This window comes from Haloferax prahovense, from assembly GCF_000723845.1.
Lineage (GTDB): Archaea > Halobacteriota > Halobacteria > Halobacteriales > Haloferacaceae > Haloferax > Haloferax prahovense.
Window position 1 is genome coordinate 241,853 of sequence record NZ_LK053000.1, and the last position, 13,495, is coordinate 255,347.

At 67.5% G+C, this 13,495-nt stretch carries 11 protein-coding genes and 1 tRNA gene; 9 read left to right on the forward strand and 3 right to left on the reverse strand.

The features are described 5' to 3' along the window. Window positions 1-81: 81 nt before the first annotated feature. The gene (locus BN984_RS01225; protein ID WP_049968562.1) at window positions 82-1,983 is read right to left on the reverse strand and encodes an ABC transporter ATP-binding protein; all 1,902 of its coding nucleotides are present in this window, start codon (window positions 1,981-1,983) and stop codon (window positions 82-84) included. A 163-nt stretch (window positions 1,984-2,146) separates the two neighbouring features. On the opposite strand from BN984_RS01225, the gene trmY reads away from it, so the two are divergent. The 4 genes from trmY (at window position 2,147) to BN984_RS01245 (ending at window position 7,280) form a co-directional block, all read left to right on the forward strand. Further along, on the forward strand, window positions 2,147-2,743 hold the full coding sequence (gene trmY, locus BN984_RS01230) for a tRNA (pseudouridine(54)-N(1))-methyltransferase TrmY (protein ID WP_049967452.1): 597 nt from the start codon (window positions 2,147-2,149) through the stop codon (window positions 2,741-2,743). Window positions 2,744-2,827: 84 nt separating this feature from the next. Continuing rightward, window positions 2,828-2,900: transfer RNA gene (locus BN984_RS01235), tRNA-Pro, on the forward strand. 708 nt (window positions 2,901-3,608) lie between these two features. Next, entirely contained in the window at window positions 3,609-4,850 is a 1,242-nt protein-coding gene (locus BN984_RS01240) for an ABC transporter substrate-binding protein (protein ID WP_049967453.1), read from the forward strand. Window positions 4,851-4,955: 105 nt separating this feature from the next. Then, on the forward strand, window positions 4,956-7,280 hold the full coding sequence (locus BN984_RS01245) for a hypothetical protein (protein WP_049967454.1): 2,325 nt from the start codon (window positions 4,956-4,958) through the stop codon (window positions 7,278-7,280). 119 nt (window positions 7,281-7,399) lie between these two features. Here BN984_RS01245 and BN984_RS01250 read toward each other — a convergent pair whose 3' ends face one another. Beyond that, complete coding sequence (locus BN984_RS01250; RefSeq protein WP_004041873.1) at window positions 7,400-7,594, reverse strand: cold-shock protein; 195 nt, start codon at window positions 7,592-7,594, stop codon at window positions 7,400-7,402. A gap of 253 nt (window positions 7,595-7,847) precedes the next feature. Between BN984_RS01250 and BN984_RS01255 the strand changes: the two genes are divergently transcribed. Next, window positions 7,848-8,465, forward strand: a complete 618-nt coding sequence (locus BN984_RS01255) for a class I SAM-dependent methyltransferase (protein ID WP_008096338.1) — start codon at window positions 7,848-7,850, stop codon at window positions 8,463-8,465. Window positions 8,466-8,477: 12 nt separating this feature from the next. Here the strand turns inward: BN984_RS01255 and BN984_RS01260 are convergent, their stop codons facing one another. After that, the gene (locus tag BN984_RS01260; RefSeq protein ID WP_049967455.1) at window positions 8,478-9,194 is read right to left on the reverse strand and encodes a hypothetical protein; all 717 of its coding nucleotides are present in this window, start codon (window positions 9,192-9,194) and stop codon (window positions 8,478-8,480) included. Between the two features lie 119 nt (window positions 9,195-9,313). Between BN984_RS01260 and BN984_RS01265 the strand changes: the two genes are divergently transcribed. The 4 genes from BN984_RS01265 (at window position 9,314) to BN984_RS01280 (ending at window position 13,468) form a co-directional block, all read left to right on the forward strand. Then, window positions 9,314-10,045, forward strand: coding sequence for a hypothetical protein (locus BN984_RS01265; protein ID WP_049967456.1), 732 nt, complete (start codon window positions 9,314-9,316; stop codon window positions 10,043-10,045). A 45-nt stretch (window positions 10,046-10,090) separates the two neighbouring features. Then, window positions 10,091-10,684: an NUDIX domain-containing protein gene (locus BN984_RS01270; protein WP_049967457.1), complete on the forward strand. Its 594-nt coding sequence runs from the start codon at window positions 10,091-10,093 to the stop codon at window positions 10,682-10,684. Window positions 10,685-10,774: 90 nt separating this feature from the next. Beyond that, complete coding sequence (locus BN984_RS01275; RefSeq protein WP_008096322.1) at window positions 10,775-11,548, forward strand: CPBP family intramembrane glutamic endopeptidase; 774 nt, start codon at window positions 10,775-10,777, stop codon at window positions 11,546-11,548. A gap of 48 nt (window positions 11,549-11,596) precedes the next feature. Further along, window positions 11,597-13,468: an SLC13 family permease gene (locus BN984_RS01280; protein WP_115827794.1), complete on the forward strand. Its 1,872-nt coding sequence runs from the start codon at window positions 11,597-11,599 to the stop codon at window positions 13,466-13,468. Window positions 13,469-13,495: the final 27 nt, after the last annotated feature.

Sequence of the window (13,495 nt, forward strand, 5' to 3'; positions counted from 1 at the left end):
CGACCGAAGCCGGACTCCCGGCTTCGTTGCCCCGCCCCGTTTTCTTTCGTCTTCTTCGCCTAGCGTCGCTCGACGACTTCCTCAGGCGTCTTCGCCGCCGTCGGCGCTGACGTCGGCGGCGATGCGGTCCGTGTCGGCCTCGTCGGCCGCGCGGCTTCGCTCGACCAGTCGCGCGAGGATGTCCGCCGAGACGCCCGACACGTCGCCGGCTTGGACGCCCCAGAGCGTCGCGTAGAGGCCGCCGAGTTCGACGAGTTCGTCGTGGGTGCCCGACTCGACGACTTCGCCCTCGTCGAGGACGACGATGGTGTCGGCCCGGCGGACCGTCGAGAGCCGGTGGGCGATGACGAGCGTCGTCCGGCCCGCCGAGAGTCGGTCGAGGGCGCGCTGGATGAGCAGTTCCGTCTCGGTGTCGACGGCGCTCGTCGCCTCGTCGAGGACGAGCATTCGCGGGTCTTGGAGCATCGCGCGGGCGATGGAGAGCCGCTGGCGCTGGCCGCCCGAGAGCTTCACGCCGCGCTCGCCGATGCGGGTGTCGTAGCCCTCCGGGAGCCGCGAGACGAACTCGTGGGCCTCGGCGGCTTTCGCGGCCGCGACCATCTCCGCCTCGGTCGCGTCGAACGTCCCGTACAGGAGGTTCTCCCTGACCGTCCCGTCGAAGAGGTACACGTCCTGACTCACGTAGCCGATGGCCTCGCGAAGGCTCCTGATTTCGACGTCGCGCACGTCGTGGCCGTCCACGCGGACCGCCCCGTCCGTGGGTTCGTAGAGCCTGAGGAGGAGCTTCGCGACGGTGGATTTCCCCGCGCCCGTGGGGCCGACGAGGGCGACGGTTTCGCCCGACTCGGCCGCAAACGAGACGTCGTGGAGCACGTCGCGGCCGGTCGCGTAGGCGAACGAGACCTCGTCGAACTCGATTCGACCGGCGACGGTGTCGAGGGATTCGGCGTCGGGCGCGTCGCGGACGACGGCCTCGCGGTCGGCCAGCCCGAAGATGCGCTCGCCCGAGGCGCGGGCGTTCTCGTAGGAGTTGACGATGCGGCCCGCGCCGGACAGCGGGTCGATGAACCGCTGGGTCATGAACAGGAACGTGACGAACTCGCCGACCAGCAGGTCTCCGGTGAAGGGGGCGGGCGGGCCGAAGATGAGCCAGACGCCGCCGATGGCGAACGTGGCGGCGAACGCGACGCCGGCGAGGAGTTCCATCGACGGCTGGTAGAGGTAGTCGAGCCTGACCACCGCGAGGGCGCGACGGTAGTAGTCCATGGAGGCGTCGGCGACGCGGTCGGTCTCGTAGTCCTCGGTCGCGGAGGCCTTGATGACCTCCATCCCCGAGACGTTGTTCTCGATGCGGGTGTTGAGCGCGCCGACGCTCTCGCGGAGCGCGCGGTACAGCGGCCGAATCGTCCGCATGAACCAGACGGTGAAGACGGCCAGAAGCGGGACGGCCACGAGCGTGACGACCGCGAGCTGGGCGTTCAAGTAGAACAGCACGCCCGCGATGCCGACGACGGCGACGACCAACTGGAGGCCGCCCGAGAGCGTGCTGTCGAGGAACGTCCGAAGATTTCGCACGTCGCCGTCGAGAATCGAGAGCACCTGCCCGGTCTGCTTGTCGTCGAAGAAGGCCATATCGAGGCGCTGGAGCGCGTCGTAGGTGTCCACGCGGACGGCGTGTTGGACGCGATTCGAGTAGACCGCGAGGCCGAGGCCCTGCACCCACGAGAGCGCGACCCCGCCGACGAACGCCCCGATGACGAGCCAGAAACTCAGCCAGAACTGCCCGGAGACGGTCGTCGGCAGCCACGACGGCGGGACCAGCGGGAGGGCGTACGCCGTGTTCCGGAAGAACACCGCGTCGATGGCGACCCCGAGGACGAGCGCCGGGACGATGGCGACGAGTCGCCCGAGGACGCTCGCCAGTAGCCCGACGACGAACCACGCGAGGTTCTCGCGACCGTATTCGGCGAACAGGCGGACCATCGGGTCGCGCCCGGACTTGTGGCTCACTTACCTGCGGTAAGCGTCCGGCGGATATGACGTGCGCGGTCGGGGAGATTCGCGCCCACTGCTGGCGTCGCTCCGACCCGTCCGCTCGCCCGCCCGAGTGAACAGCGATAAGGTTCCCACGCGCCGAATCGGAGTCATGCGCCAATTCATCGTCATCGGCCACGACGCGCCGACGACGCCCGACTTCTCGCTCGACGACATCGCCGGCGGGGCCGGCCGACTCGACGTGCTCTGTCGCTGTGTCAACTCCGCGTTCTTCCTCTCGCACGACATCCGCGAGGACGTTCGGGTTCATCTCGTCCTCGGCGACGAGTACACCGTCCGCTTCGAAGGCTCGGAACTCCGTCGGCTCAACCCCGACGAGCGCTCCACCGCCGCCCTGATTCGCAAGGCGCTGGAGAAACGCGAGGAGGCAATCGGCCACATGCCCGCCGAGTCGTCGCCGGGGGTCTCCATCCGCCGGGTGGGTTTCGAGACGACGCTGGAGGAGGCCGCCCGCGACGCGACGGTGGTCGAACTCCACGAGGACGGCGACCCCGTGGTTCAGGTCGAACCCCCCGAGAACCCGCTTTTCGTCCTCTCGGACCACCACGACTTCACCGACGAGGAAGCCGAGTTGCTGGCGGCCGCCGCCGACGAGCGGGTCCGACTCGGTCCCGAGATTCTTCACGCCGACCACTCGATTACGGTCGCGCACAACTACCTCGACACCGCGGGCTATTCGCGGTACTGAGGCGGGGTCGACGGTGTGTCACGCCGTCTGACGGTGGCCCGCAATCACAACTGTTAAACGCGACGGTGGCTTGCCTCAAAATGCGGGCCGGTGGGGTAGCTTGGTATCCTTCGGCCTTCGGGTGGCCGTAACCTCAGTTCGAATCTGAGCCGGCCCATATTCTCCCCACCTTTCACGACCCACGAGCGACAGCGAGTGGTCTGAAAGGTGTGGGAGGTTTCACCCGGCGAAGATTCGAATCAGGGAACGAACGAAGTGAGTGACCGTGGTTCGAATCTGAGCCGTACTCGCGAACGAAGTGAGCGGGTGCTTGTGACGAGCGCCAGCGAGTCACAGCGGCCCATTTCTACCCCTTTCAACGCCAACGAGCACCGCGTAGCGTGTGCGAGTCCCCCCGAAACGGTTGTCTGGGCGCCTGAAGATTCGAACGCCCGAGCGACAGCGAGGGAAGTTCGAATCTGAGCCGCCACTCCGCACGTCCTCTCTTCCTAGATGAAACAGGAGGTTCTGTTAGGAGAATCACAGTCCCGCCCGCAATTCGCTCATCAATACGTCGAACGCGACACACCCCCGCCACCAAACCGAAAACCTTCAATAGTTTAGGCCAACCTAAAACAAATGAGGGCGAGCGGTACCGACGGCTCGGCCGCCGCCTCGTCGCCGACAGACCCAAGGTGAGCACGGAATCGGCCGAACGGCCGGAGGCAGTCCAATCGCACCAAGCGGCGACGCGAGGCCGGCGCCCGCAGTTTCCTGTCAGAGCCGACGCACGGCCGAGCCGGCGAGGCGCTGCTCGCGCTCGTGACGGCCCCGCTGTCGTCCGAGAACCGAAGCAATTATCTATTTTAGGCTGGCCTAAAAAACTATGGAGCGCGACGAGACGCCACGGAAGGGACTGACGCGGCGCGACTACGTGAAGTACGGCGGCGCGGCCGTCGGCGGCGGGCTGCTCGCCGGCTGTACCGGAGAGGGCGGTTCGGAGTCGACGACGGACGCCGAGACCGAATCGACGACCGAGACCGCGACCGAGACGGCAACGGAAACGGAGACCGAGACGCCCGAGGACAGTTCGTACTCGGTGACGATGTCGCCGGTCGGCACCGTCGAGTTCGACGAGCCGCCGCAGAGCATCTTCACGCGGCTGACCCACCACGCGGGGATGGCGTTCGCGCTCGGCCGCGGCGACGACGTGAACGCGGTCAACGGGCCGGCGTACTACGACACGACGTGGAAGCAGTTCACGGCGCGGCTCCCGGGCGTCGAGGTCGACTGGGCGGACCTGTATCCCTCGTGGGAGACGAGCAAGGAGAAGCTCTACGAACTCGACAGCGACGTGCATCTGGCCGACCCCGCGTGGGTCGTCCAGCTCGAACAGTGGGACATGGACGACATCGAGGAGGTCGACGACAACATCTCGCCGTGGTTCGGGAACTCGCTGAGCGGTCGTCACGCGTCGCCGACCGACGAGTGGACCGGCGACTACGAGTACTACACGCTGTGGGAGCAGTTCGAGAAGGTCGCGCAGGTGCTCAACGAAGAGGAGCGATACGAGGCGCTCGCGGCCGTTCACGACGACGTGCTCGCCACCATCGAGGCGGGTCTGCCGCCGGAAGACGAGCGGCCGAGCGTGGTGCTTCTCACCGCGGCCGACATCGAAAAGCAGATCTGGGCGTACACGGTCGGCAACCCCGGCTTTATGACCTCCCACATCCGGCCGCTCGCGCCCCGCGACGCGTTCGAAGGCGCTATCGAGTCCGGCTCGAACGTCGACTTCGAGGCGCTGTTGGAGGCCGACCCCGACGTCATCCTCTTCCTGAGCGGGATGCAGCCGAACGTCAGCATGAACGACCTCCGGGCGACGCTCGAAGACGACCCCGTCGCCGCGGAGATTTCGGCGGTCCAGAACGGCCGCGTCTACCCGCAGGGCGCGCGGTATCAGGGTCCGATTCTCAACCTCTTCCAACTGGAGATGAGCGCCAAGCAGTTCCATCCCGAGGAGTTCGGCGCGTGGCCGACCTCGGACGGCGGCCCATACCCCGAAATTCCCGAGGAAGAACAGCTGTTCGACCGCCAGCACGTCGCCGACATCATCAACGGCGAGTTCTGAGCGGTCAGCCACGCCACACCGACGGCCCCGCCGACCGGCCCCGCACCCGCCGTCACCGGACGACACAAGAGATTTGTTCCGTCCTCGACTCCACCACATAGACAGATGACGGACCGACCCGCGTTCGACCGACGGGCGTTCCTCGCCGCGCTCGGGAGCGCCGGTCTCGGGTCGCTCGCCGGGTGTTCGGCCCTCGGCGGCGACTCGACCGAGACCGCCAGCACCGCCGCCCCGACCGCCAGCGTCGACGCCGAGGTCGCCCGCGACCTCGCCGCGCGGTTCGCGCCGACGCTCTACTTCGACGCCGACGAGACGTGGTTCCCGACGGACCCGCGGTCGTACGCGAGCGACCGGGACGGCGAGACGGTCGTCGACGGCTTCGACGCCTTCGACGGCTACCACGCGACACAGGGGGAAACGGACGAGCGAGCGCCGGAGCCGACGGTGTTCTACAACGTGGTCCGATACGATGACTCGTCGCTGACGGCCGTGCAGTACTGGTTCTACTCGGTGTTCGACCAGTTCACGACGAACTTCCACTGGCACGACTGGGAGGTGCTGCACGTCTTCGTCGACACGGCGGACGACGAGCCGGTCCCCCAACTGTACGTCGCGAGTTCGCACTCGCGGTCGGTCCCGAACAACGAGTTCCTCGACCCGGACCCCGCGCGTCCGCCGCGGGTGCTCTCCGAACTCGGGTCGCACTCCAGCGCGCTGTCGCTCAACGACCGCGCCGACCGGTTCCAGCGGCTCCCGGCGGGCGGGACGTTCGCGGACATCACCAACCGGGCGTTCGACCGCATCGAGGACGCCGCGGAGATACCTATCGCCTACGGCCTCCCGCGGGATGAGGGCGCGCGCCTCCCCTACGTCGTTCCGGAACTCGACGGCGCGCCGGTGTACGAAGACGAGCGACTCCCGTCGGTCACCCGCGACTCTCTCGTCAGCGAGGCGCTCACGGTGCGGTCGTTCGACGCGCTGTCGTCGCCGCCGACGGACCTCCCGGCGCGGTCGACGGGACTGGTGTTCGGGCCCGAGACGGCAGACGACGACCGCGACGCGGACACGGACGCCGACGCGGACACGGACGCCGACATCGAGTACGCGCTCGTCCCGGCGGGCGAGGTCGAGCACATCACCGAGTTCACCGGGCCGCAACTGAGCTTCGAGTTCGCGGTCCCCGGCTTCGTCGAGGACGCGATTGCGAGCCACCTCACGACGACGAGCACGCCGTGGAGCCAGCCGCGCTACGCCGACCCCGCGGCGGACATCACCGACCCGACCCACCGGAGCGCCCTCGCCGAGCGGTACGACGTCGTCGACGAGCCCTCGGCGCTCAACACGCTTTTCGTCCGGGTGACGGAGGCCGTCACCGACGCAGACGCGCCGGACGGCGAGGGCGTGACGACCCGCGAATCGGGCGTCGAGTCCGTCCTTCTCTTGGAGAGCGACCCGGAGGCCGCGCCGACGTTCGGCGGTCTCGGCGTCCTCCGGGATGTCCCCGCGGGCGAGCATCGGCTCACGGTGAACGGCGCAGGCTCGGCACCCCACAGCGAGACGGTCCGGGTCGGCGACGCGGGGTCCGGGTCGGAGTCCGCGTCGGAGACGGACTCGTCGTCCGGCGACGCCGAGACGCTCACCACGGCCGGCGTGGACGGCGAAATCCCGCTCGTCGCGCGGGAGTCCGCGACGAAGGTCGAGGTGGACGCCGATGGGACGGACCGCGACCTGACGGCGCTCGCGCTCGAAGACGACTTCGCCGGGCGACTGTACGACGCGCCGCTGTCCGGGCCGGACGCCGTCTACGTCCACCGCGGCGGCGCGTACACCGTCGAAGTCCGCGACAGCGACGACGAAATCGGTGCGTTCCGTGTGAACCCCGACCCGAGCGCGAGCGCCGCGGGCGACGACTCCGAGTCTGACTCCGGGTCCGCGTCGGCGTCGATTCCGAGCGTCCGAATCGACGAGCCGCGAACGGGGAAGGCGTCGCTCGCGACCTTCCTCGCCGACATCGCCGCCGAGACGGCCGCGGCGGTCGCGGCGGTCGACGAGAGAGACGGCGGCGACAACGACAACTCGGACGACTCGGACGACTCGGGTACTTCGGGCGACTCGTCGAGCACGGCCACCTCGAACGGCGCGACCCAAACGGCGACGAGCGACGGACAGGCGAACGCGGTCCGCGGGCTGGCGCAGGCGCTCGAATCGGTCGCCGAGGCCGCGAACCGGGCCGCAGAACGCGCCGAAGCCGGCGAGCGCGGCCGGGCGGACGAGAGCCTCGACACCGTCGCGTCGCGGCTCGAACGCGTGGCTGAGCGGTTAGCCGAGGCGCGCGGGGAGCTTCCGGGGTCGCTCTCTCGGGCGACCGACCGGCGACTCGAACAGGCGCGCCGTCGCTCGGAGCAGGCCCGTGCGGCCGACACGCTCTGAGTCAGTCGTTCGTGTCGTAGCTCGCGTGGACGACCGGCCGCGAACGCGTCGCTCGCCGGTCGAATATACGCAAAATGTGAGTTATCGTTCTGCCGCGAAACGCGGCGTACTAAATTAGTTTAAAGGCGCGTGAGGTTCGTCGCGCGCGGGCCCTTGGGGGCCTGCTCGATGTCGAACTCAACATCCGTGCCTTCTTCGAGGTCCGGGCCGCCGATGTCTTCCATGTGGAAGAACACGTCGTCGTCAGCATCGTCCGTCGAAATGAAACCGTAGCCGCCAGTGTCGTTGAAGAAATCAACGTTTCCTTTCGCCATTGCTTTTGAACACACACGCCCTTTACGGATAAGACTTGTGAGGGTCGTGTTGTCACGGGGGTTATTTTATTGAATATGTTTCTGAATCATCGATATTTGTAGACGAATGTTCTGGTGTGTCGGTTCTACCCGCGCTCGCCTAGTGGTTCGGCGGTGATTCCTCGACAATCTGTGGTATCGGCAGTTCTCCCCGTCGGCCCCGGTCGGTCGCGGCCGACGAGGCTTTACGCGTGGCCGGACGGTCTCCGACACCGTGGATGCTAACGACGTTCGTCGGAAGTGGGCGAATCGGTCGGGAGAGTTCTCGCCGGAGTACTACGCGTACTACGGACCGAACGAGACGAGCGAGTCGATTCGGCGCGTCTTCGAGGAGCGTCTCGACCCCTCGGCGTCGATTCTCGAACTCGGTTGCGGTCCCGGTCGGCACCTCTCGCACCTCCGCGAACACGGCTTCGAGAACCTCCACGGCGTCGACATCAATCCCGACTGCTTCGAGGTGATGGCCGACGCCTATCCCGACCTCGCCGACTGCGGGACGTTCCACGCCGCCGCCATCGAGGAGGTCGCCGAGGAGTTCTCCCCGGGCCAGTTCGACGCCGTCTACTCCATCGAGACGCTCCAGCACATCCACCCCGACGACGCGTGGGTGTTCGAGGCGCTCGCCCGGAGTGCGAGCGACTACTTCGTCACCGTCGAAAACGAGGGCGACCAGTCGGTCCCGCCCGAGGACCGCGGCGTCAACGACGACGAGTACGACTTCCCTCTCTACTACCGCGATTGGGAGGCCGTGTTCGCGCCGTTCGACTTCGAACAGGTCGCCTGCGAGCGCGGCGACCGCGACACCCTCCGCGTGTTCCGCCGGACCGACTGACCTCGTTTCGGCTCAGAACCCGCCGTAGCGGAGGTACACCATGTCGGCGATGAGGACGAGTTGGAACAGCCCCTGCACGCCGCCGAGCATGGCGTTCTGTTTTCCGATGGCCGAGATGACGCCGGGGTCCGGGTCCTCGGAGGTCATCTCGAAGTACATCCGTATCTCGCCGGGCATCAGGAAGCCGAAGCCCTGCACCGAGAGGAGAGTGACGATGACGAGTGCGACGACGATGGCCGGGGTCGTCATCTGGAAGTCGCCGACGGTGGTCGCGACCCACGCGAGCGACCCGATGGTGGCGACGGCGAAGACGACCTGCCAGCGTCGGTCGCGCCACGCGTTCAGCCGGCGTCCGAGCAGGAGGAGAACCGGAATCAGGTTCGCGGCGGTGAACAGCGCGAGCCACGGCTCGGCGTGGGGAAACACACCGAGTCGCTGGGCGAGCGTGATGCCGCCCGCGATGGTGACGAGCGCCATCGACGGGAGGAAAAACGAGGTCTTCGGCGTGAGGCGCTCGAACACCGCGGCGCTCTGTTCGTCGGTCAACCCGCCGATGACCGGCCCGAGAATCGCCCCCATGAACAGGTCGGTGCCCGTCCAGAGCACCCCCGCCATGACGTGGACGAACGTGTGTTGCTGGAGCGACCCAACCGTGACCGCGTACGCGAGCGCGACCACCGAGACGGTGACGATACCGCCCGCGAACGCCGGGTTCGCCCGTCGTGCCATGCCCCCGATTGTCCCACCAATCGTTGCCCTGTGTTGGCTCATCACATTCGAGACGTGTATTATCGGTGATAAAACCGGCGACGAACGAACTTATCCCCTCCAGCGCCCACCCTCCGACAATGACTGACGCCCTCTCGTTCGATATCACGAGCGTCGACGACGTCGCGGCCAACCGCGACGAGGTCGTCGCCGCGGTCGAAGCCCACGCGGGTCCCATCGCGCGCGAACTCGCCATCCTCCAGGGTGGCGACTACGGACAGGAGACGTTCAAGACGCGCCGCGGGACGTGGACGCTCAAGTACGAGGCGGGCGCGCTGCAGTACCTCCGGTTCAAGGGAAAGTCGGGCGGCGAGACGTACGTCGTCTCGACCAAACAGCCCCCGGAGCCGAAGGCGCTCGGAACGGCGATGCAGGACTACCCGGCGTTCGTGGAGGCGTACAACGAGCACGTCGAGTCGCTCGACGGCGTCCTCGACGACGTGCCGACGGCGTTCCCCGCGGTGACGACGACCGAGGAAATCGTCGCCCAGCGGGACCAACTCGTCTCGACCATCCGCGAGGTGGCCGACACCATGGCGGGCGAACTCAACCGCTTCGACGGCGAGTACGGCACCTTCACCCAGCGGGTCGGCGGCACGCGCTGGGAGCTGAAGTGGGACGGCCCGCGGGCGTCGTACCTCCGCGTCGGCGGCGAGGGCGGCATCTACCTGCTGTCGCAGTACGAACCCCCCGCCGCGCCCGACGTGCGCGAACTCGCCGGCGACTTCGCCGCGTTCGTGGAGGCGTACAACGACTACGTCGACGACCTCGAAGCCGACCTCGCGACCGTCTCGTTCGACGACGCGGGGTAGCAGGGTATCGCGACGCTTTTGGAATCACCGCCGTCACGTGATGTCATGAGCGACGACCCCGAGACGGGTGACGGCGGGTCCGAGCCCGCCGCCCCCGCCGACGACCTCGCGTGGGAGACCACCGACACGCGCATCGACTACTCGTGCCCCGGCTTCGACATCCGCATGGACGACGTTCGGCTCCCCGACGGGACCGAGACCGACTTCCACTACGTCGACGAGCCGGCGGCGGTCGTCGTCCTGCCGTTTACGCCCGACGGCGACGTGGTCGTCATCGACGAGTGGCGACAGGCCGTCGGCCGGACGAACCGCGGACTCCCCGCCGGCGGCACGGAACCGGACGACGACGACTACGCCGCGGCCGCCCGGCGCGAACTCGCGGAAGAGACCGGCCACGAGGCCGAGGCGGTCGAACCGCTCGTGACCGTCGAGCCGGCCAACGGTATCGCCAACTCGGTCCACCACTACTTCGTCGCGCGCGGGTGCGAGCCGAGCGCCGACCAGAACCTCGACTTCAACGAGAGTATCCGCCCGACGACGGTCGGCTACGACGACCTCGAGCGGGCCGTCCTCGCGGGCGAGGTCCGCGACGCGCGGACGGTTCTCGGCGTGCTCTACTACGAACTCGCCGGCGAGTAGCCCGGTCGGTTCCGCGCACCCCGCGTTCGCGTCTCGAACCCCCTTCCGAGGCGAGAAGGATTTTGACGCCGGCGCCCCAAGGGGTCGATTGTGGCTACTACGACGCGCCTCCCTGACCCCGTTCGGTCCTTCCTCGCGGCCATCGCCCTCGGCGGCGGCGGTCTCGCGGTGGGGACCATACTCGTTGTCATCACGCAGTTCGCGGCGTTGAGCGCGGGCATCGAACTGACACCGCTCGCGCTCGTCGTCATGTCGCTGGTTCTCCTGCAGGGCATCGCCTTCGGCGGCGTCGCCGTCGCCTACAGTCGGTACCGCGGTCTCGGACGCTCGTACTTCGGCGTCTCCGTCCCGTCGCTCCGCGACATCGTCGCGGTCGTCCTCGGCTACGTGACGGCGCTCGTCGCGGCGTTCGTCGGCGCGTTCCTCGTCTCGACGTTCGGCGTCCAAGCGGGGTCGAACCAAGTGACCGAAATCGCCGCGCAGGACCCGGAAGTGCTGTTGCTCCTCGTCCCGGCGTCGTTCCTCCTCATCGGCCCCGGCGAGGAACTGCTGTTCCGCGGGGTCGTCCAGAACCGCATCCGAGAGTCGTTCGGCCCGGTTCCGGGCATCGCCCTCGCCAGCGCCATCTTCGCGGCGATTCACTACGTCGCGCTCACCGGCGGCGCGGGCGGTCGACTCGTCACCATCGGCATCCTGTTCTTCCCGAGCGTCGTCTTCGGTACGGCGTACGAGCTGACCGACAACATCGCCGTGCCGGCGCTCATCCACGGCGCGTACAACGCGACGCTGTTCTCGCTGGCGTACCTCGTGTTCAAGTTCGCCGAGATGAACCCCGGCGAGGTTCCGACCGGACTGCTGTTCTGAGCGGCCGGCGATACCAGCCTTTTTCCTTCGCTGTCTCCTCGAACAGACGTGTTCTTCTCCACACTCGTGTCGGCCGTCCAGGGGCTCGTTCCGGCGGCCGTCACGGTGGACATGCTCGTCGTCTTCGCGCTCATCCTCCTCTCTCTCGTCTTGTTCGCCACCGAGTGGCTCCCCATCGACGTGACCGCCATCATCGTGATGGTCCTCCTGATGGTGTTGGAGCCGTGGACGCAAATCACCCCGCAGGAGGGGCTCTCGGGATTCGCCAGCCCTGCGACTATCACCGTGTTGGCGATGCTCATCTTGAGCACTGGCGTCAACCGAACCGGTATCGTCCAACTCATCGGCCGGAAGATGGCCGAGTACGCCGGCAACAGCCAAACGAAGCAACTCGCCGCGACGATTGGCGTCACCGGCCCGGTGTCGGGATTCATCAACAACACGCCGGTCGTGGCCATCCTCGTCCCGGTCGTCGCAGACCTCGCGCACAAGGGCAAGACCTCCCCGTCGAAGCTCCTCATGCCGCTTTCGTTCGCCTCGATGCTCGGCGGCACCCTGACGGTCATCGGGACTTCGACGAACATCCTCGCCAGCGACATCGCAGCCCAACTCGGACGGGAGTCGCCCGGCCTCGGGCTCCACGCCTTCGGCATGTTCGAGTTCACCAAGCTCGGCGTCATCGTCTTCGTGGTCGGCGCGGTCTACCTCATGACGGTCGGCGTCCGCCTGCTCCCGAAGCGGGTGCCCGCCGAGGACGACCTCCTCGAGGAGTACGCGCTCCAGGAGTACCTCGCCGACGTGGTCGTCCCCGCGGACTCGTCGCTCATCGGTCAGACCGTTCAGGAGGCCCTCGGGAACGACGACCTCGACATCGACGTGTTACAGCTCATCCGCTACGGCGAGCAGTTCTTGGAGCCGCTGGCCCGCAAGGAGATTCACGAGAACGACACGCTCCGACTCCGCACGAACCGGGAGACGCTCGAACGAATCATGCGCTCGGAAGGGCTCACGTTCGTCGGCGGGCCCCGCTCGGAGAGCGAGCTCCACCCGGGCGAAGAAGAGCCGGTCATGGTCGAAGTCGTCATCCCTTCTGGTTCGTTTCTCGTCGGCGAGAGCCTCGCCAGTTCGACGTTTCGACAGCGCTACGACGCGAACGTCCTCGCCTTCCGGACCCGCGGGAAGGTCGTCCGCGACCGGTTCGAGGACATCGACATCCGCGTCGGCGACACGCTGCTCGTGCAGGCACCGCCCGACAGCCTCACGCGACTCGTCCAAAACGAGGACTTCATCGTCGCCCACGAGTTCGACGACACCGACTACCGAACCGAAAAGACGCCGTTCGCCGTCGCCATCATCGCCGGCGTCGTCGCGCTCCCGGCGTTCAACGTCCTCCCAATCGTCGTCTCGGCGCTCGGCGGCGTCGTCGCGATGATTCTCACCGGCGTGCTCAAACCGAACGAACTGTACAAGTCGGTCGAGTGGAACGTCATCTTCCTGCTCGCGGGCGTCATCCCGCTCGGTATCGCGCTCCAACAGACGGGGGCCGCGGCGCTCCTCGGTGACGCCGTCGCCTCGACTTCGGCGTTCCTCCCCGCAATCGGCGTCCTGTGGGTGTTCTACCTGGCGACCGGGTTGCTCACGAGCGTCATCTCGAACAACGCGAGCGTCGTGCTCATGATTCCGGTCGCCGCCAGCGCCGCCCAATCAATCGGCGCGAACGCGTTCTCGTTCGTCCTCGCCGTGACCTTCGCGGCGTCGACGGCGTTCATGACTCCCGTCGGCTACCAGACGAACCTGTTCGTCTACGGTCCCGGCGGCTACAGGTTCTCCGACTTCCTCCGCGTCGGCGCGCCGCTGCAGTTGCTCCTGTCGGTCGTCACCGTGGCCGGCATCGCCTTCTTCTGGGGCGTCGGCGCGTAGGCGCGCCACCCCACACGCGAGTCGGTC

Bases quoted from the DNA above. Each gene is read 5' to 3' on its own strand.
- BN984_RS01225 (WP_049968562.1), bottom strand. From the start codon at position 1,983: ATGGTCCGCCTGTTCGCCGAATACGGTCGCGAGAACCTCGCGTGGTTC.
- trmY (WP_049967452.1), top strand. From the start codon at position 2,147: ATGCGCCAATTCATCGTCATCGGCCACGACGCGCCGACGACGCCCGAC.
- BN984_RS01240 (WP_049967453.1), top strand. From the start codon at position 3,609: ATGGAGCGCGACGAGACGCCACGGAAGGGACTGACGCGGCGCGACTAC.
- BN984_RS01245 (WP_049967454.1), top strand. From the start codon at position 4,956: ATGACGGACCGACCCGCGTTCGACCGACGGGCGTTCCTCGCCGCGCTC.
- BN984_RS01250 (WP_004041873.1), bottom strand. From the start codon at position 7,594: ATGGCGAAAGGAAACGTTGATTTCTTCAACGACACTGGCGGCTACGGT.
- BN984_RS01260 (WP_049967455.1), bottom strand. From the start codon at position 9,194: ATGGCACGACGGGCGAACCCGGCGTTCGCGGGCGGTATCGTCACCGTC.
- BN984_RS01265 (WP_049967456.1), top strand. From the start codon at position 9,314: ATGACTGACGCCCTCTCGTTCGATATCACGAGCGTCGACGACGTCGCG.
- BN984_RS01270 (WP_049967457.1), top strand. From the start codon at position 10,091: ATGAGCGACGACCCCGAGACGGGTGACGGCGGGTCCGAGCCCGCCGCC.